We start from the raw sequence: 19,893 nt of genomic DNA, 5'->3' as shown, positions 1-19,893 counted from the left end.
TTTTAATTTTTTCTAACTAAGCTCACCACCACGGCAGTTAATGCGACTAGTAGTGCAGCTCCCAAAATTGCAAAGCTCAACCAGTTAACGTTCAAATACGTACTCGTACTACTTTTCGTTACTTGAGCAACTTGCTGTTCGACATTTTGTTTATTGGTCTTAACTAAGTCGCCTTGCACAATAATTCGCCGTAACGAATCACTCGTACACAACACTAATGTCACCATTTTTTTATTGCCTTGATCATTAATCACCGAAACTTTATCCGGATTAACAATCGTAATTTTATTTACTTTGTATTGCCAAACTTGCTTTTTATCAGTCAGATAAATTTTGGCATTTTTCTCGATGTTCTCGACCGGCGCAAACAACGTTTTTTTATCGTGTACGTTATGACCGACAACTGCAAAATTGCGTTTTCCCATCTGCTGATTAGGTTTAAGGGTTCCCGCTCCAAGTAGCAGCGCTTCGTTACTAGTCCCATTAACAATTGGGATATTAACACCCACTGACGGAATAATTATTTGCCCCATTTTATCAACTTTTTTCGTATCGACTTTTGATAAACTATTTTGCAAACTATACTCACGCACACTGGCAAAATCGTATTTAACCGGCTTTGTTTGGACCGTCTTCACAATCGGCATTTCTTCAGAAATTTTCCGACTACGGACATCAACAAATAAATTCAGAATTTGGCTGCTAAAAATCAAGACAATCCCAAGTAACGTTAACAAGCTAATTACGATATAAAATTTATTGCGTTTATTTTTATTGCGGCGCATGGACAATTCCTCCTCATAACTTCGTTGCATTCGGATAGTTCCCCCACCCTAATTAATACCTACTTATAATCATAAATAAAACTTATTAACTTTTTGTTGGTGAAGTATGCCTATTTCGCGAACATGATTTCCATACGCTTCATTCGCGCACAAATCCGTCGAAAAACGCGCCACTGATAATCATTTTATTTATTTGTGTATTTTATCCGTCGTTTATCACTCGCAAAGAGCAATGCAACTTAGTTAAGAATCAATTATCAGTAACTACACAAAAACACCCCCACTATGAATAGTAGAGGGTGCTAATTTATTTGGTTATATTTTTTCTAACGTGAAATTGTCGTCTCTGTCCTTTTCAATCATCGAATTACTGAGGTTCTGTTGTCAGTGTTGTTTTCCGTACTACTGCGACGTGCATTTATATCAGGGCGTCATATCGTCTTTTGGCTTGTGGCGGCTTTTCTGATTAAGCACAATTGGATATTGTAAAACCGCTGGATTATAAATTAATTTTGCCAGGATAATCACTAAGATTGCCAAAATGAGTAGCAACATCGCGATATTTACTACCAGCGTTTCGCGTTCCCAATAAAAATAATCACCCGCTAGGATAATCGCAGCATATACCGGAATTGCAATCATCATTGGTTTTTTCAGGTATTCATGGCGAATAAATGATTCATCGGCTTCGCGTAGCAGTTGCTCAAATAGTTTTTGTCCCGCATACATCAGCAACACACATATTATGGCGATAGCCCACACAAACGGCCACCCGGTAAACCATTTCCAGACATAAATGTTAATTGCCGTATTGGGCATGTCGGTCATAAGTCGCATAAGTTGAGCCAAGATACGTTGACAAGCAGTTACAAAAGATAGCACCGTGAAGCCAAAACCGCCTAAGATAACTAGTAACCACGGGGTAGAGCCAAACATCAGGAAGCCACATAAAATTATCAAGCCACCAAACAGTAGGATCAATCCCTGTAACGTAATTGTGTACGGACTATATTGTGTACTCATATTATTAAACCGCTCGAGGACGTTTAATTTAACAAACTGTTCAAAAACTAACAGCCCCAAGCCGGCGGTTGCAATCGGCGTAAAAATAAAGCCGGCCACTTTCACCCAGTATATTTGGCGCACCTTAAACGGTAAGCTAAACAAGAAAACATCATAGTTATCATGCTTATCCATCATCCACAAGAAAATATTAGTTGCCATAACTAATAAAAAGACCGCAAAAAATGGATTCGCCACATCAACCCGTTCAATCGCTGATTCATTAAAGAACGCCATTTCTGAATCAACAAAAGATTGATAACTAATATCTTCACCAAAAATGGCGGTTGGATCGGCCAAATATTTTTCTTTAAATTCGGCTGATGTGTACTTATGATAATATTTACTCCACAATGACACATCAAAAATGGTTGCTAACAGATATGTGGAAAATATTGATGCTAATAAGACGCTAAAAATAGTACGATTTCGGAGCCAAAGCATTTTAAGAAGTTTCCGCATATCCTTCACCTTCCTCATAAATTTTGTGTTCAACGTGGTTTCAATGCCGCAACAGTTGGTGCTTACACCGATTATTTAGCAAAGATTAACCGGTTTTTTGTACTAGTTAAGCACGTCTGCAACGTAATCCGTTCGCCAGGTGCAATGAAGATATTGTACATTTCTTTTTCATGCGTTTGGACATTTTTACCATTATCGTAAACGTCCGCCACGCGGTTAACTTTATAAGTACGCTTCTTACCCTTACTATCGATTACCGTAATCTTGTCGCCCTTTTTCAGTTTCGTAACTTCATGGAATGCCCCAGGATTATGGCCAATGAAGTGGGTTGGTTTCCCATCATGAGTTAACCCAGTTCCGTACCAAGCACCAGCACCTTTTTCGGGTGCTTCTGACGCGCCGGCATCTTTTTTCCAACTCATATAAACATTTTTAAATTGAATGGTGTTCTTAATTTTCTTTTTGCGATTTTTCAAATAGTTCTGGTGCACGATTTTTTCTTGCTTCTTCCGGGCATTATATTTTTTTACGCCGACATTATTGTTGCTTTTGCCCTCAGTATGAGCCGGGTTTGGCCAATTTTTCATCAAATTTGAATACTGATAACTAATAAACCACTGTGATTTGGTAGCAACATATCCACCAACTATTAGTAACGCCAGAATCATTACTATAAAAATTGTATTTCTCTTCATCGAAAAAGCTCCCATCATAAATATCTAATTGTTTTTCAGTATACTAATTAAATTTGCGCTTAATCGCTCCAAACCGTGAAAATTCCATGACTTATCATATGTGCTTCCAGCGCGGTGCACCAAACACTTCCCAGGCATGCATTGGCAAAATAAAAAGCCACCGCAACATTGCGATGACTTTAAGCTTTAAATATTAATTTATGCATCAACCATATGCTTGGAACGTTGGGGATCTTTGTTTAAGAAACGCGACAGAATTGCCGATAAGATTACCAACCCAGTTGCAACGTGATACGTTACCTGAATACCAGTTAACTGACCATGAATACCAGCCGCAGCTGCACTCATGTGACCCACATTCGCCGCCGTTGCACCTTTAGCCGTAATCGACATAATTGTCACGAGCGCCGCTGTACCAAATGAAGCCGCCACTTGGCGAATGGTGGTAAACATTGCCGAACCATCTGGCATGATTTCAATTGGAAGCGAATTGAACGCTTCGGTTTGAATTGGCATTGTCACCATTACGAGTCCCAGTTGCCGGATAGTTTGCCCTGCCATGACGTAGTAAACTGACGTGTGCAAATCTACGAAGCTCAGCATCACCGTCCCAGCCACGTTCGTCAATAACCCAATTAAGGTTAACGTTCGCACACCGTATTTGTCATATAATGAGCCACTCACTGGTGATAACAATGCCGTTATCAGCGCGCCTGGTAACATCACGAGCCCAGATTCAAAGGCCGAGCGTCCCATCACGTTTTGCATGTAAAGTGGTAACAATAATGCACCACCATAGAGTGCCATCATCAAAACAACGTTGATAATTACAGTCACGTTGAATTGACGATACTTGAAGACGTTAAAGTTTAACAACGGAATCTTTGAGTGGGTTTGTTGGAAGACAAAGCTTGCCGTCACAATCAACCCAATCAAGATGAAGCCCCAGACGCTGAAAGAACCCCAATCACCAGAACCGGCATTTGAGAAACCATATAACAACGTTCCAAGCCCGACACTTGAAAGAATGACCCCAAGGACGTTAAATTTAAGATATTTTTGCTCACCAATATTTTTTAGTAAGAAGAAGGCCATGATTAAATCTAAAATAATCAAAGGCGCAACAATAAAGAATAAGTACCGCCAGTTCAAATTAGTCACAATCCAACCAGACAGCGATGGTCCTAACGTGGGCGCAAAGTTCAAGGCTAGCCCGATAATTCCCATGGCATGGCCCCGTTTTTCAACGGCAAATAAATTCATCACCACCACATTCATCAGCGGTCCTAAGACCCCGGCACCCATGGCTTGGATCATCCGCCCACCAATTAGCATTGTGTAATTTGGTGCGAAACCCGAAACAATCGTCCCCGTCGCAAACAACGCTAACGCGGATAGATAGAGCGTGCGGGTAGTTAGCCGTTGAATTAGGAATGCCGTTAAGGGCACCATCACCCCGTTAACCAACATGTACCCATTCGTTAGCCATTGACCTTGCGCGGCACCAATCTGAAATTCGTGCATGATACTTGGCAACGCCGTATTCATCAATGTTTGATTCAAGAAACCTAAAAACGTCCCAATTACCAAAATCGTCAAGACGCGTTGTGCATTTTTATTCTGTGCTTTATCCACTAATTCTCCCCTAATCTTGTTTAACTTCGTCATTTATATCCGCTGATATTTGCTCACATACACTGTAAAATCAACTTATAAAATTAGCAAAGCTCAATGACATCAATCTTTTTGTAACAATCATCTTATGTATACATAATCGTACCAATCAATAATTTTACGCTCACCGCTAGTAAATTGACAGGTTAATGCTTTGGCAATTCGGTTACAATTTGATAACGACATTGTACTTTGTCTGCAATGTATTAAAATATGTGGCTCCAACATAAAATTAAGAGTTCTGTCTATTCGAGCGTGAGATTATCGTTTCTCTTTTCAATCATCGAATTACTGAGATTCTATTATCAGTGTTGTTTCCATGCTACTGTGGCTTGCGGTTGATAATTTTTTTGCTAGCTTGAGAATTATACCTAACTAACGGAGTGGCAGTAAATTACTTGGCGGGCGTAGCCTATACACCGCGACTGGGGCGAGATGTGTGAAACACATGTCGTCGCTGAGGATGAGATGAGGAGTCTAGGGAATTTATTCCCATAGACTCCCAGCTTATCCGAGTTGTTCAAGACCGCACTTTGGCTTGAACATGCGCTTCCAGCGTGGTGCGCCAAGTAATTTACTGGCACGCAGTGGCCAATTTTCATCAACAAAACCCCAGCATTGGATTTGCTCCAACACTGGGGTTTCACTTTAACTTATTCAGTTTCACTAACTGCGACTTTTTTTAGTTTTAATTTGTACTTGCGATAAGTAATAAACGTCGTTATCGTCAAACCAGTCAACGCAACCAAGATTGTCCCACCTGCGATGCTGCCAGCAAGTGGCATTTCTGGGTGTTTCCCCAGTTGTTCATCATTGGATGATTTCATATTCGTTGATTCAAATAACAGCGAAACATAGCGTCGGACAAATGAATCTTGATAATTATGAATAAAGAACGGTTGATGCGCGTCGGACACGCGTGCAATCGTAAATTCGCTAGGCTTCAACTTCAAGTAATCGTCCGGTGCATCGGTTTGCTTTAACCGGTAAGTTCCCCGACGTAACCCGCGTACCTCAAATGAGCCATCCGCTTCACTTGGTTTTAATTCTGAGGCATCACTGATATCAACGACCCATTCATAACTCGTTGCTTGATCAGCAGCCACTTCCCGGCCATCTTCGTTAATGAACCGTAAGTAGTGCCCATAATTAGCACTAGTCGGTGTCCAATCTTGAATCACAAAGTGTCCCTGGCTCATTAAACGCGCCAACTTGGCATCGTAAGCCGCATTCTTACCAACAAATGAATAAAATGTCCGACCAGAAGTCCAAGTACTTGAGCCATCATAGTCATGAATCAAATTATCGCCCTTCTTAGCAACTAACTCAGCATAGTTCCAAATTTTCATTGGCTGTGCATTTACGCGTAACCGTGAATGTAAAACTAATTCAAACCGTTCAAAATTGGCGGCATGCATCACTTTTAATTGGTGTTTATCAAAACTAAAAGTGATCACCGTCTTACCATCAACCGTTGCAACATGGCGCTTGTACTCATCGCCCAATACGAGAAGTTCCTTATTGCCACTAGTATCAATACCCCAGACTTCTTCCACTTCAGGTGTGTAGCGCAAATCGGCGTCCATTGTATCAACAATCGAATATTCCTTCAGCGTATCTAAATCTTCAAAAATTTGCGCGGTTACTAGCCACGGGGCATCTTCACCAAATTCAATTCCGTTTGAACTAATTCCGCTATGATTATCATCTAACCGGCTAGCTTGGGGCACAGTTCCTTCAACCGTCACGTCGATACCGTGACCGTTATTGTTTTTCATGTAAATATCTTTGCGTGCATGCTTATCATTCAGATAAACCAGCTTAGGTGTCGCTTCATTAAGCTGGCGCCCTTGCTTAGTTGGAGCATCGGTTTCGGTAATCAAGTAAGCGTTATTGGTAAGTACGCTTAAATCAGTCCGTCCTTCAGCCGTTGGATCTGTTGTATAGTAGCCCGTCGCATTATCGCGTACATCATCAAGATTAATATCATCAACTGACTTATCAATGTACTTTTGTTCATCGGCTTTTGACAGACGATAGACGTGGAATGTCACCCCATTATCTGGCGCACCGGAAAAACCATGTTTCTCATCATCAACTTCCATGTACTTATGAATCGTCAACTCAACTGTTTCGTGCTTTGCAGCGTTGATAAAATGATACTGTGTAAACGTCAGCATCATGCCAAAAATTGTTAACACCGCTATTAATATTTTTATAGAACGGGCTGTTTTTATCATCGTGATGTTCACCTTTTCATTACTAATTTTATAATTTTGACTGCGACTTTGTTATAGATTTTCTAATAATACTCATTGTAAAGAATTTGTTTGATTAATCTAAGAAGACGTAGTGAAAAAGTGACGTGTTTTTGTCCCGCACAAAAAACAGAGATAATCAGTAGAATTAACTACCAATCATCTCTGTTTATATTAATTAATATTTCAGGAGGTTATTAATTAAGCTTCATTTTTGCGTGTTTTGAAGTAACGGTAACCAACAAAGGTTAACGCCAATCCAAGGGTGATGAAAATTAAGATCCCAATCCCGCCAGTTACTGGGAATGGCACTGCCTTACGGTTACTGATTGTTGCTGTTCCTAATTCAGTTACCCCAAGGCCAAGCGGATTATCATTTGGTACTTCAGGATCCTTAGGAATGACATAAAATTCTTCACCCGAACCAGCAAGTGGTTGATACTTTATAGGGTTTTCACCACTGTATGATAAACCTTCAGGATCTTCAAAGATAAAGTAATGAACGGCTTTTCTGCCTTTATCGAAGTGAGTTTCAACGTCACCGATTTGATCAGCATTTGGCGTTAACCCGTAAATTGAAAACTCACCTGAGCTATCCGTATCGAAGAACATGGTTGCATTCTCGTTATCACCATATTTATCAGTAAATTCAGCTCTAGTCAGAATTTTCTTTTCCCAACCGATAACGGCGCGTTTGACCTTATCATAAACAAGATATTCAGTCGCACCATTAGCAACCTTACGACCAACATAGAAGTGGCCAGCATCGCTCAATGAACCATTGTCTGCTACCGAAGTGTTCAAGATTTCACCGTCTTGATCAACCTTTTTAAAGGTTTGTCCACCAAGAAAGGCTGTAAACGAGTCCTCGGAGTATGGGTGGTCATCTTGATCAAGCAACCATTCAAACTGACCGACATTATGCAATGTTTGTAATTGCAACTGTGATAAGAATGATTGACCAGTTTCATTCAGCTTTGGCATTAAATCAAATTCTAAATCCAAGTTAGTCACACCGGCGAATGCAATATTAGTCTCATGCTTTTTATTGTAATCTTCAATCAGTTCACTAGCATGCTCAAAATCAATATTCCAATACAACTGTGTTCCAGTTGGCGTACCGAATTCAACTAGCCCTAACATATCTTGTTCAAAACCAGTTTCTTCACGCTGCGTATCAAACCACCCTATGCGCGCAATCCCCTCGGGGTTGTCTACACGGTCACCTTCTTCATTAATATCATAGGAACTGAACCGTCCAAGCCAAGGGCCGTACTGTTTCCAATCGGCACTACCTTGATCAGTTTCATCCGTTGTCTTTCGTTGATTACTAAAGTGCCCTAGGACAGTATCACCATCTCTCAGCACTAATGTTGACTTAACTGATTCTGGGTCAATCCCAGTTGTTAAAATATTTTGTGGCTCAGTCGATGACACACCCTCGGCCGATTTATCGACAAAGAAATCTAATACTTTTCCGTCTGTATAATCAATGTCTTTATCGTAATTAATCTTATCGATTCGCGGACCTTGATAGTTTTTGATATCAAAAATTTGAGTAATGTCTAGCAAGCTTGAAAAATCTGTTGGTTCTTCTTCTTCATGATCTGTATACGTTGGATATACAAAATCACCCTCGACTTTTTGCGCTTCATTCCGATAGAAAATATCATAGAACGCGGCGTATTTTCCGTAGAGCACTTGTGGTGTCACTATCGTTGCTGACAATTTATAACGGTAAGTATCGGCCACTGTCGGTTCAATACCACCCCCAATTGCAATACCAGGTGTGGTGTCACTATCGGGTGCGGTAGTCTTGTCGTTAATCACTTCAAGTGATTTGGTTAAAGTTGGCCGCTTATAGTTAGGGAACTGCCAATCGTCGACATCGGCAATATCATCATCAATATGTGAAGCATATGAAGTCGCATGAATTGCTTGTGGTATGCCATCATGGCCACTCCCCATATCAACATTATCTGCATTAACTTCAAACACAACGGGGTACGCATTAATCGAGAAATGCTCTTCCCCCATACTTGCTGGCGTTTGCACTTCAACGAAGAAGTAACGCCCATAAGGCAACTCTGGTGACCTGACGATACCAGTTTTATCTGCGGCTTCAAATAATTCACTAGCACCCTCTGGGTTAGCAACCGGGCGTGAACTGAATCCCGAAACCGTATATGAGCTTGCCTGATCAGCGTCCCCTTTTTTAGAAATTTGGATTTGGGCACTCTCTAGCCGTTCCCAACCAGCCTTCGTCCCGGTGTATTCAAACAAGACAAACTTCGCACCACCAATTGGCAACAGTTCGTGTCCTTCAACTGAGGCACCAGAAGTTACATCGGTAGTACTATCATAGTCAGCTTCTTGGGTATAGTTGTCGTTGCCCATTTTAACCCAACCGTCAGTAACCTCGTCATTTTTAACAATCGGACCACCCGTATTCGATGCATCAACCTTACGGAAGACGGCGCGTTGAGTTGGTAGTTCGTTTTTAGGATAGACATGGACTTCGCCCGAATCGTCGGTCGTCGTCAGTGGCAAATCCAATACAATTGGTGAAGCAGATTGCCGATATTGCTTACCGTTATCCATTGCACCTTCAATTAAAATATAGCGCGCTTCATCATTCAAAAGGTTTTCATACGTCAGCTTGCCGCCATCATCACCGGTCAAACGGTAGCCGTTGGTATCCATATCTGGATAATCAGCACCCTTGTTGTCTTTCGCAAGGGGGAAGGCGGGTGTATCAATATTATTGTTAACAGCTTTCAGTAATTCTTCAACCACGCGACTGAATGAGTAGGCCGTCATTGGATAGTAGTGGGTACCTGTAACAGTTGCCATTGCGGCCGATAATTCACCGTCTTTATCTTTGGCCGCTGCAGCCGCATATGCACGTTGAATATATGTCCGTACTGATGTTTTAGTACCATTGGCAAAAATTTCATCGATCGCAGTTTCCACTGATTCTGGCCACTGTAACCCTTCGCGGACACCATCATCTCGACTACCGTTAGCTGGTGGAACCGTGTCACTAGCACTAACTTCAAATCCGTTAATGAATGCCACCAAAGCTTGCCAAGTATTGTTTTGCACGATATTTGTGTTTACTTGGTATAAGGCAAACGGAACGCCTTCTTTACCAGTTCCACCGGTTCCAGCAATGTCGTCAATTTCATTACCTTGATTATTAAACATGTCATCACCCGTAACTGGGTAATTGCCTTTTTCAAAAATCATCTTGTGCACGACTAAATTAATCGTTTCTTTGGGAGCTGCGCTTGCTGAATTTTTCTGATGTGGGCCAAAGAATGCCGTAAAAAATAACGGTACAATCAAAATGGCAATACACATACCTTGAATTAGCTTAGGCAGTCCTTTCTTTTGTTTTATTTTGTTCATGGTTAACCTCCTAAAATTTCCCATTTCTGGCAGTATCTACTCCTACTATTATCACCGATAGCTATGAACAAACCGTTAGCAATCCATGACCTTCGTGTGAAGATTTCTGCAAATACAAAAACCGCAATCAGTTGCCCGATTGCGGTTTTAAACTATTCTGTAACTAAATGATTACGGCGGTACTTAAAGTAGCGGTACGCAGCGTAGATTAAGGTTAATCCTAGCAGAATGAATGCCAGAATTCCCAATCCACCAGCATCCGGGAAGATAACTGACTTAATGTTTGTTAACTTCGTTGGATACAGCGGTACTGTACTAGTCCCAATCGCATTTTGTGAATCTTTATCAGTATACCCTTCAAATGGCCCATCACCATCTTTATCAAAGAAACGCCATTCTAATGGGGCTACCCAGAATTCTAAGTCCTGATCCATCTTATGATAAGTGTTCGTGCCAATTTTTAGGTCACCAACTTCACCAATAAAGTATTGGAGGTTCTTCTTATTATCTGGCACAAAACCATAGTCACCGCTGACAATTCTATTCGAGTCAATTTCGTAATTTTCTTCATCTGCCGCTTCGTTATCATAATGGGCATTCGGTGCTAAACCATAAACTTTAAATTGACCAATCGTCTTACCAGCTTTATCGACAGTTGGAATTGTGTGGAACAACGTTGCTTCTGATTCATTAGTTGTCCAGCCTAAGATGAGGTCACGTTCTTTATCGTATTTCAGATATTGAACAGTACCATCATCGACCTTGCGTGTCACATAGAAGTGACCATTTCGATTATCTTTTTGGTACACGGCTAACGAGTTGGCTAATACCGCATCGTGTGCATTTTTCGCCGTTTCATACGCGTCCAAATCAGTTAAGTATTGATCATACTTTTCCTTATCTTTATCGTATTGGTCCTTAATGTCGTTGTATTCACCATCTGACATGTTTTCTGTCTTTTCTGGTTCATCACCAGGATCATCAACAGTTTCAGGCTTTACAGGGACAGCGAATTCATTTGCTTGCACCAAGTCATACGCGGCTTTGTCAGTATCATACTTTGCTTTAGCGCTGACATAATCGTCGTAAGCTTTTTTAGCAGCTTCATATGCCGCTTTTTGCTCATTATACGCATCAAGTAACTCAGCGTACTCATCATCTGTCATCTCACCTTGCTCTGGTTTTTCTGGTTCAGCGCCAGGTTCATCAACTGCATCAGGTTCAACCGGTGCAATTGTTGGCAAGCTAATCAGTGATTTATTCGCTTGATCAAATTTCTGGAAAACTTGACCACCAATGTAGGCATCATTCGTGTCTTCATTGTATGGTTCTGGATCCCATGAATTCCATTCAAATTGACCAATATTATGCAATGCTTGGACTTGCTTAGCAGAGAAATCATCCTTAGGTTCCAAATCAAATTCTAAGTTTAACTTACTAATCTGATTCAAAACTTCTTCAATTTGCGCCGCGTTACCAGTCGCAGTTAACTTATCAGCACCAGCTAGTGCACTCCGGATTGCTTCACGCATCCGGGCAGCATCAATCGCCCAGTATAATTGGGTTCCCGTCGGTGTCCCAAGTTCTTCCCACGCATTGGAAACGTGTAAATCAGTATCATACCAACCAACGGCACCAATCCCGTTACCGTCACCATCGGCGTTAAGTGCAAATGGTCCAAAGTACATACCATACTTGTCGGCATCTTCTTGGAGCATTGTATCACCAAAGTATCCAAGTGGAATTGCATTACCCTCAGTATCCTTGGCCTTACTATAGATGACCAAAGTTGATGGTAAACTACCGTGGGCCAAGCCAGTTGTAACAACGCTTGGATCGATGGCATTCGTAATTGGATCAAAGAAATCGTGGGCAACCTTCTCCCCACGTGGCTTACTATCACTGGGACTCCGAGGAGTAAACTTAAATAGTTGGTTGGCATCGAGTAATTCTTGGAACCATGAATATTCATCACGTGGCTTGAAAGTAATACCATCAGCTTTCTCATCATCAGTAATGTGATCTGAACTACCCCAAGTTTCATATCTGCTACCGTCATTATCCCAGTATGCACTATTTTTCATGAAAACATCATAGAAAGCTAAGAAATTTCCAGAAAGTAATTGTGGGTTATCAACAGATGTTGAAAGCGTATATCTGAAGATGTCACCAGCTTGATAAGAAGTGCCCCCATTGTTCCAGTAAACCCCTTCTGAATCTGGCACAAAGTGTGATTCACTGTCAGGATTCGTCGCAATCACATCCAAACTCTTAGTCATTGCTGGCTTTTCATAGTTTGGGAAGTAATCTGAATAATCCGCCAATGATGCATCTAATTTTTGCGCATATGATTGTGGCGTAATCAAGTCACCATCAACATTATCCGCCTTCACTTCAAAGTAAATTGGGAATGAATTTAAGGTAAATGTATCTGGCGCTGCTACTTCGACAAAGAAGTAGCGGCCATATTCAAGCTCGGGTGAGGTAACCTTACCATCTTCATCCGAAACGAATAAGTTACTATTATCATCATCACCACTCTTAATCCACTTCGTACTTAGCTTACGCTGTGCACTATTCTCATTAAGCAAGACATCATAATCGTCGGCGTCTGCATAGTCATCAATGACGGCTTTTTCGGCATTAATCGGCTTCAACATCGCTAGTTGATTCACATTGCTATTAAACGTTGCCCAAGCCGTATTATCACCAGTAAATTCAAACAAGGCAAATTTTGCACCAGCTAAACCTGGCAAATTTTCATCGCTACCATTTACCTTGGTAAACTGGGCCGCTTGCTCTGGAATATCATTTTTCGGATAAATGTGAATGTTTTTCGTGACATTCCCATCTGACTCATTAACAACAGTTTCGGTTTGTGGTGTTGGCACATCAATTGTCATCGGTTTTGACACTTGCCGTGAAACAACCTTACCTGATGCCTTGGCTCCTGGTTGATTAGCAGCAGCTTGCTCCACCAGTATATAACGACCTGGATCAGTCACATTATATGTCAACTGTCCCGAGGCGTTCGTCCGATAAAACGGGTTATCAGCAGTAATGCCGCCATGTTTAGTTGGGGTTTGATGTTCAAAAATATCCGCTAACTGAACATCCAACAAATTAAAAATAATTTGATTGAACACGTCAGAATTATTGGGGTATTTCCCTGCATCGAACAATGGTTCTTGCCCAACGCTTCGGTATGCTGCTCTAATTGCCGACGCCAATGTCTTACTACCATTTTTCGTCAGTGTAACCTCATCTTCGCTATTTACACCATATGTTAGTGGTGTAAACGATTCACGAGTGCTCTGGAAGTCTTCAATGAAAGACCCCAATGTTGTCCATGCTTTATCGCTAATGTTAGCGTTGTTTGCCGTTGGAATACCAAACAATGCAAAGTTTACGTTCGGTTCAACTTCACCCGCGTCTTTATCATTGTTATCGCGCACACCACCTTGATTGTTGATGTTAGTTTCTGCACTACCATCATCACCAACAATCAAGTTATGATTACTTTTCAGGTTAAATTTGACCTTCGTCACCACTAATTGGGTGTTGGTTGCGGCCGTCACGGATTTGGTATTCGCAAGACTTGAAAACGCCGCCACCATTAACGGAATTACCATTATTAATGCCATCACACCGTGTAAGATGGGATGAGCTCTTTTCCTTTTTATTTTTTCCATAACATTCTCCTCGTGTCTCAGTTATTACGATCAGCCAAGACATTTTTTGCTGGCTTTACTTGTCGGCGCTTATGGAAGTAGTAACCCCCACCGGCTGCCAAGGTAGCTCCAAGAACGATGAAAATCAAGATACCAATACCACCAGTCCGTGGCATTAATAATGGTTTACGGTTCTTAAGCCGAATTTCAATTTGGTTAGTAGAATCAGTAAGCAGTTGTGCATAATTCCACTCTGAAGCAACGTTGTTACCTGAACCAGTTGTATCAATCCACTTAGTTGTGTGAATGTCAGCTGGATTCGTTGCTGAAGCGAAACTTCCTAAACCATCACCAGTACCAAAACGTTCAATATCCGCCGTGTTAATTGGTATCAACTTATCCTTTTGAATACCGTCGACGTCGACAAACATCCGGTGGTCTGCACGACGATCTAGACGAACTGTCGTTGCGTTTTCACGTAATAAGTTAAAGTACACAACCCCCTTCAAGTGGGTGTAATCAGTATTTGTTTGTTCTTCATACAAGCGGTAAGTGCCGGCGGCGAGACTTGAGTAATCAAAAATACCATTTTTGATATTGCCTTCCTCACCAGTACTACCTGCTTGTCGTTCTTTCCAAACTTTATCACCGTAATCATAGTATTCAAGTCGGAACCGGACGTTTGACATCACTGCTTCAGAATCTTTATCAATCTTCCACAGACGAATGTTAGTTGTCGCGGTTTGACGCACATTGTTTAACAGATCAAATTGCCAAACGTTTTGGTTAGCATCAGTGTAACCACCAGTGTTTGATAACAATTCATATCCAGCTGGAACATTTTCTTCAATTTCATACGTAACTGGGTACGTTCGTCCGCTGTATTGCACTTGTTTTGGCCAAGAATTAGTATACGTTGGGTTACTATTCGGATTAATGAATGTATACTGCCACACAGCACCTTGACCCGTTCGTTGTACAACCAATTCATGAGCAGAGCCAGGTGGCGTTTGACCATTACTTACTTGCATGGCTGATTCATCAATATTCGGTGTTGCCAGATTATCATTTGCCGGACTAGCAATCCAGGCACCAGTACTTGAACCTCTTGGGTTTAAGTTAATCCGAACCCGTTGTTGTGGAGTACCATTACTAGCTGGAATAGTGATGTAACCATATAAACGAACTGTCAATGATGTCAATGATTCTGGCAAGCTCGTTTGACCAGCCCAACGTTTAATTCCTTGCAATTGCATCGTTGAATCTGACGGTGTGGTAGGCGTATTCGTAAAGTCGAAACGATCAGTATAATCACCTTCTGTCAAAATCGCATGATCACGAGCCGTATTGGTATACCCTTCCGGAAGTACTTCATCTACTGTGTAGGTGTATGGCTGCCATGTTAGGGCATCTGCCCGTGGTAAATCTTTAAAGGCATACAACCAGCGACCAAACTCATCCAATTTCACATAGTCAGCTGCGTTTGGATTAGTTTGTGATTTATTAAGTGTTACGCGGTCAATTTCACGTCCGTTTTGATAAAGCACAAACGTTAACTCATTAGGCCGCGTTGCACTATTATTATCATTCCACGTTTTACGTACTAAGATGCTGGAAACATCGTTCGAAGGTCGGTTAGTAACCGTAATTTCATGTCCCACTTCTTCTTTATTGTCGGATTCAGCCACTAGTGTAAATCCATCTGGAACATTTTCCTTCGCCGTATAGATAATTCTAATTGGACGCTCATTATTAGTATCATCGGCTGCGTACCAATACTTAGGCAGCTGCGACACTGTTGTCGTCCAAATTTGTTGCTTAGTAACATCCACACCAGGTGGGGTCACTTGCACATTTTCCCGAGTGTACACTAACTTATCCTTATTGGAATCATCGGGATCTGGTACATGCCCATAAACATTAAATCCTAGTGATGTCCCTCGATTAGGAATTGAAAGAGCGTCATTGGCATCAACCCACTCTTTATTTATCTTCAAGTCAGTTAAGTCAGTTGGTTCATTACCGTTATAACTGTAACGACTAAGCACAGGTTCTGTCGTACCTTGCCAGTGCCACTGCGCATTAGCATCACTTAAGTCAAAACGTACGCTGGCGTTATTTTCAAAATCATACCATTCATCTTTGTTTGGCATGTGTTCACTTTGCGCAACAACTGGCATCCGATAAATGAACGAATCACCATTAAATTTTAATTGTGAGATTTCATAGAAGGTCATTGCCCAGATTACTAGATAGCGCACTTCTGGCTCATCTTCCGTACCCATATCAACCGCAATTACACGGGGATCTGAACGATACGCAACTTCATCACTTCCATATGCCACCGGTGTTGTGGCAGATCTATCCGCATTCGTTGTCCACAGCGTTGCCATGTTTGCTTGATTACCGACTGGCCAAGAAGTACTGGATTGTGGTGTCCAACGATCAGCATTGTTCTCTGAACCACCCGAAATACCAAGTTGCGTCGTATTGAAAAGTAAACTGTAGACTTCTTCTAATGCCGCTCCTTGTTGATCTTTTTCTAGCTTATTTAAAGCAAGTAATTTATCGTAAATATCTTTACCACTATACACTCTCCCATCACTCGTCGCCGTAAAAGAACCTTTAATCGGTGTATTGGTCGTTCGTGCAGGCGTTAACCCAACTGGCAATAAATCATACATCGTGATTGCGTGCGGCTTGGCAATTGAATCATCGGGATTAAGATAAGTTGGTTGGTGAATATCGTAGTAGAATGGCGTACTATCACCTAAGTCTGGTGTCGCATTATTACGATACAGTAGTTCACCATCGTTCCACACATTGTAGTTATCATACGTATAGGTGTTTGGATTTGGGGTGTTAGCATCTCCACGTGGTCCAACTTCATTAATTGGATAGACATTAATTTGTTGAACTGGTGCAGCGCTACTTCGTGTTTGGGTTGTACGTACCCATAAATAATCGGTTGAATTGTCATTAACCTTATCCCAATCAATGGCATCAGCACTCCAACCTGCAGTAGGAGCGGTTGGCGTAATACTACCAACAGTTCCTGGTGCATTTTGGGTTGTTGTCGATACATGTACATTAACGTATGATGTTGGATTTTGCCCCGCGACGTTTCCACGTTCATAAATGTAGTAGTTTGTATTGCTGTTAGGTGCTTGAATTGTCGTTCGTTTCCATCTGTAAATATTAGCACCAACTGCTACATCCGGGTTGTTACCCCACCCGCCAGGAACAGCTGTCAAACTTGTAGCACCTTGCGAACCTGCGGCATATTGCACTGCCTGGCGAGTACCACGAATATATTCAATACCGGTTGTTTTTACAGCATTATCGCCATGTACTTCACCATTCGTACCTGGACGAATCGCGCTACTTACTGTCTTATACGGGTTGGCCGGTTCGATTGGCCGTGTGTACCCTGAACTAAGCACAGCCCAAGTATCACCACTAGAACCCTTTAAACGGAAACTATTGCTAGATCCAACAATTTGGAATGAAACGGCTGCCCGATCAAAGTCACCGGAACCGAAGAAATCACCAAAGTTACCTGGTTGTGAAAGATTATAGGCATTCTCCCCAGACCCTGGCTTATTCCAGTTACCATTCGCCGTTGAGTACCACATACCGACGTACTGATTATTAGTATTACCTGTGCCGTTCATAATCGATGTCCAAAGTCCTCGTGAACCACCATTAATATCTGGGGTTGAAGCTTGGTTGGTCACTTGGCGTACCAAGGTTCCGATTGATGGTACGGCGGTTGAAATATCTGAGCCTTCATCAACATTCGTGATAACACTGACATTACCAGCCGCATCTTTTTGCAGTTTACCGACTGATTCGGCATACGTAACCCCGGCACGATTAATCCCCGTTCCGTTACCATTAGCTTGTGATGCCGCAGTATTACCAGTTAAATTCGTATAATTATTCAAGGAACCAAATGTTAACCATGAAGCTAAAGTTGGTGCATCAGTCCCAAGCGCTGTCGGCATTTGAACGTCTAACAACTTTGTTAAGCTAGCATTTTCGTCAACATCCACAGAATTACCAGCAGCATCTTTGGTAATCGCCTTACCATTAGTCGTTTGATAAAATTTTAATTCCACATCAAGGCTTTGAATATTGTAATAACGAATTCCTGAGAATAGGCTACCTGGAATCAAGATCGATGGTCGGGTAGTACCATTTGCCGCACTAGTGGGTACGATATTGGACAGCGTCATGATTGCCCCCATTTGGCGGCTAACCCCATCGTTATCGACATAAATCCCGACATTATTGTAGCTCGCGGTTACTGATGCTCCAGGATTACCTGCATCTGGGAGCATCCAGTTATATTGGTTAACAGAACCGTTTCCGTTATTAGTTCGAGGCCAGAACTCAACAAAGAGTTCGTGTTGTTTTTGCCGCATTGCTTCGGCATCATCCCCTACATTAACAGTATTCGGTGCAAAATCACGTAAATTGTAGTAACGACGCATGGCATTACCTGTAGTGTTACTATCATGCGCATTCGTCAACTTAACAATCGTCATCCCACCATTGGCTGATGGTGTGGCTAAATTATCTACAGTTGAATTACCAGTCCCATTTACACCTGTCAAAGTAGCAACACTCAAGTTATTAGTATATTCACGAATTAACTGTGTAGTTGTCGACCCAGTCGACAATTGATAATTGAACTTGCTTGCATCAGTTGTGCGTTCGGTACTCAAAATTCTGATTTGTTTTACTGATTCCTTCTCAGACAAGTCTGGTAAGTTTGGTGTTGTAGTCCGTGAACTTGGCCCTTTAGCTTTGGTTGCTTTTTTAGTATCGTCGGCCTTAGGCGCTTCAGTTTTAGTGTCGTCAGCTTTTGTAGGTGAGGCGTCTTCGTCGGCTTTGGCTGGTTCTTCAGCAATTGCGGCGGTTTCTTCCTTTTCCTCAATTTCAGTTGGGCGTTGTGCTGTCACTTCGTAAGTCTTGATAGGCTTGTCATTACCCTCAGCGTCTGCATCTAATGGTAAGATTTCTTGACCATCAATGTTTAATTCCGCTGCTTCATCATCTTCGTATTCAAGCAATGATGGCGTGAAGTTTAAACTTTGCTCATCAATATCAGCTGATATGTCAGTTGTGAAGGTAATTTCAAATTCTTGTTTGTCTTTACTTGGTGCATCAATATATAAGTAACTACTTTTCTTTTTAGTTTCAACGTTTTCCGCTTGGAGCGTTTGGTTGAGAACTTCTTCAGTAGCGTCTTCAGCTTTGACGGTAGCTGCAGGCATTGTGTTGTCATCTTCTGAACTAGTGACGTCAGAAGCGTCTTTTTGAATAATTGGCTTGCCATCAACCAGGCTCGCTTGCGGGTCTTCCCCATTTAATTTGTAATCATCCAACACGATATTTTTATCAGTTGGTTTTATATCAAGACTAAATAGGCGGGGGTTATCACTCTTTTTACTAGAGAATGTCGCCGTCCACTTAATCTTATTTTCTTTGGTATCGAATTCATGTTGCACTTTGAATTCGATGCCTTTCTTTTTGTCTTTTTCAGATTCGCCAATCAGAACTTCTGTCTGATCCGCTTTAATCTGTTCAGTCGCTTTCGCTAGTAATGATGTCAACGGCGACATAATCGTTGCCACGACAATCACCACTAACATCGCTAACCCTATTAATTTTTTCCTGTGTTTTTTCATATCGATTCACCTTTTTTGTCTTTCACTAGTTTCGTCAGCTTCAATTGTCGCAAACAAAAACGAAGGCTCTATGACCAAAAGCAGTGAAATTGTGAAGTTTTGCCGATTTTTTGTGGGCTAGTTATTATTTTTTTAATTAATTGCGAATAATCACCTTTTGTTCATTTTATCTTCATACA

The 19,893-nt window shown here is 41.5% G+C and carries 8 protein-coding genes; all 8 read right to left on the bottom strand.

Annotated elements, in window-relative coordinates; genetic code table 11:
* Nucleotides 1-2: 2 nt before the first annotated feature.
* Nucleotides 3-785 (bottom strand): class A sortase, encoded by a 783-nt coding sequence (locus EQG49_RS07830; RefSeq protein ID WP_165964834.1) that lies wholly within the window; start codon nt 783-785, stop codon nt 3-5.
* A 423-nt stretch (nt 786-1,208) separates the two neighbouring features.
* Complete coding sequence (locus EQG49_RS07825) at nt 1,209-2,309, bottom strand: hypothetical protein (RefSeq protein WP_133363454.1); 1,101 nt, start codon at nt 2,307-2,309, stop codon at nt 1,209-1,211.
* A gap of 71 nt (nt 2,310-2,380) precedes the next feature.
* Complete coding sequence (locus EQG49_RS07820; protein WP_165964833.1) at nt 2,381-3,004, bottom strand: sortase; 624 nt, start codon at nt 3,002-3,004, stop codon at nt 2,381-2,383.
* 198 nt (nt 3,005-3,202) lie between these two features.
* Nucleotides 3,203-4,672 (bottom strand): MDR family MFS transporter, encoded by a 1,470-nt coding sequence (locus tag EQG49_RS07815; protein ID WP_133363452.1) that lies wholly within the window; start codon nt 4,670-4,672, stop codon nt 3,203-3,205.
* Nucleotides 4,673-5,331: 659 nt separating this feature from the next.
* Nucleotides 5,332-6,918, bottom strand: coding sequence for a SpaA isopeptide-forming pilin-related protein (locus tag EQG49_RS07810; RefSeq protein ID WP_133363451.1), 1,587 nt, complete (start codon nt 6,916-6,918; stop codon nt 5,332-5,334).
* Between the two features lie 219 nt (nt 6,919-7,137).
* Nucleotides 7,138-10,347 (bottom strand): pilin N-terminal domain-containing protein, encoded by a 3,210-nt coding sequence (locus tag EQG49_RS07805; protein ID WP_133363450.1) that lies wholly within the window; start codon nt 10,345-10,347, stop codon nt 7,138-7,140.
* Nucleotides 10,348-10,499: 152 nt separating this feature from the next.
* Nucleotides 10,500-13,991 carry a SpaA isopeptide-forming pilin-related protein gene (locus EQG49_RS07800; RefSeq protein ID WP_165964832.1) on the bottom strand — a complete coding sequence of 1,164 codons (3,492 nt, stop codon included), beginning with the start codon at nt 13,989-13,991 and terminating at the stop codon, nt 10,500-10,502.
* 65 nt (nt 13,992-14,056) lie between these two features.
* Nucleotides 14,057-19,714: a Cna B-type domain-containing protein gene (locus EQG49_RS07795; protein WP_133363448.1), complete on the bottom strand. Its 5,658-nt coding sequence runs from the start codon at nt 19,712-19,714 to the stop codon at nt 14,057-14,059.
* Nucleotides 19,715-19,893 lie beyond the last annotated feature (179 nt).

The organism is Periweissella cryptocerci (assembly GCF_004358325.1).
Classification (GTDB): Bacteria; Bacillota; Bacilli; order Lactobacillales; family Lactobacillaceae; genus Periweissella; species Periweissella cryptocerci.
Note: the sequence above shows the minus strand (reverse complement) of the source record. Positions and strands in the feature narration are given on the sequence as shown.

Excerpts from the sequence above, each read along its gene's own strand:
- EQG49_RS07800 (WP_165964832.1), bottom strand. The coding sequence starts at position 13,991 with ATGGCATTAATAATGGTAATTCCGTTAATGGTGGCGGCGTTTTCAAGT.
- EQG49_RS07830 (WP_165964834.1), bottom strand. The coding sequence starts at position 785 with ATGCGCCGCAATAAAAATAAACGCAATAAATTTTATATCGTAATTAGC.
- EQG49_RS07815 (WP_133363452.1), bottom strand. The coding sequence starts at position 4,672 with ATGACGAAGTTAAACAAGATTAGGGGAGAATTAGTGGATAAAGCACAG.
- EQG49_RS07805 (WP_133363450.1), bottom strand. The coding sequence starts at position 10,347 with ATGAACAAAATAAAACAAAAGAAAGGACTGCCTAAGCTAATTCAAGGT.
- EQG49_RS07795 (WP_133363448.1), bottom strand. The coding sequence starts at position 19,714 with ATGAAAAAACACAGGAAAAAATTAATAGGGTTAGCGATGTTAGTGGTG.
- EQG49_RS07825 (WP_133363454.1), bottom strand. The coding sequence starts at position 2,309 with ATGCGGAAACTTCTTAAAATGCTTTGGCTCCGAAATCGTACTATTTTT.
- EQG49_RS07820 (WP_165964833.1), bottom strand. The coding sequence starts at position 3,004 with ATGAAGAGAAATACAATTTTTATAGTAATGATTCTGGCGTTACTAATA.
- EQG49_RS07810 (WP_133363451.1), bottom strand. The coding sequence starts at position 6,918 with ATGATAAAAACAGCCCGTTCTATAAAAATATTAATAGCGGTGTTAACA.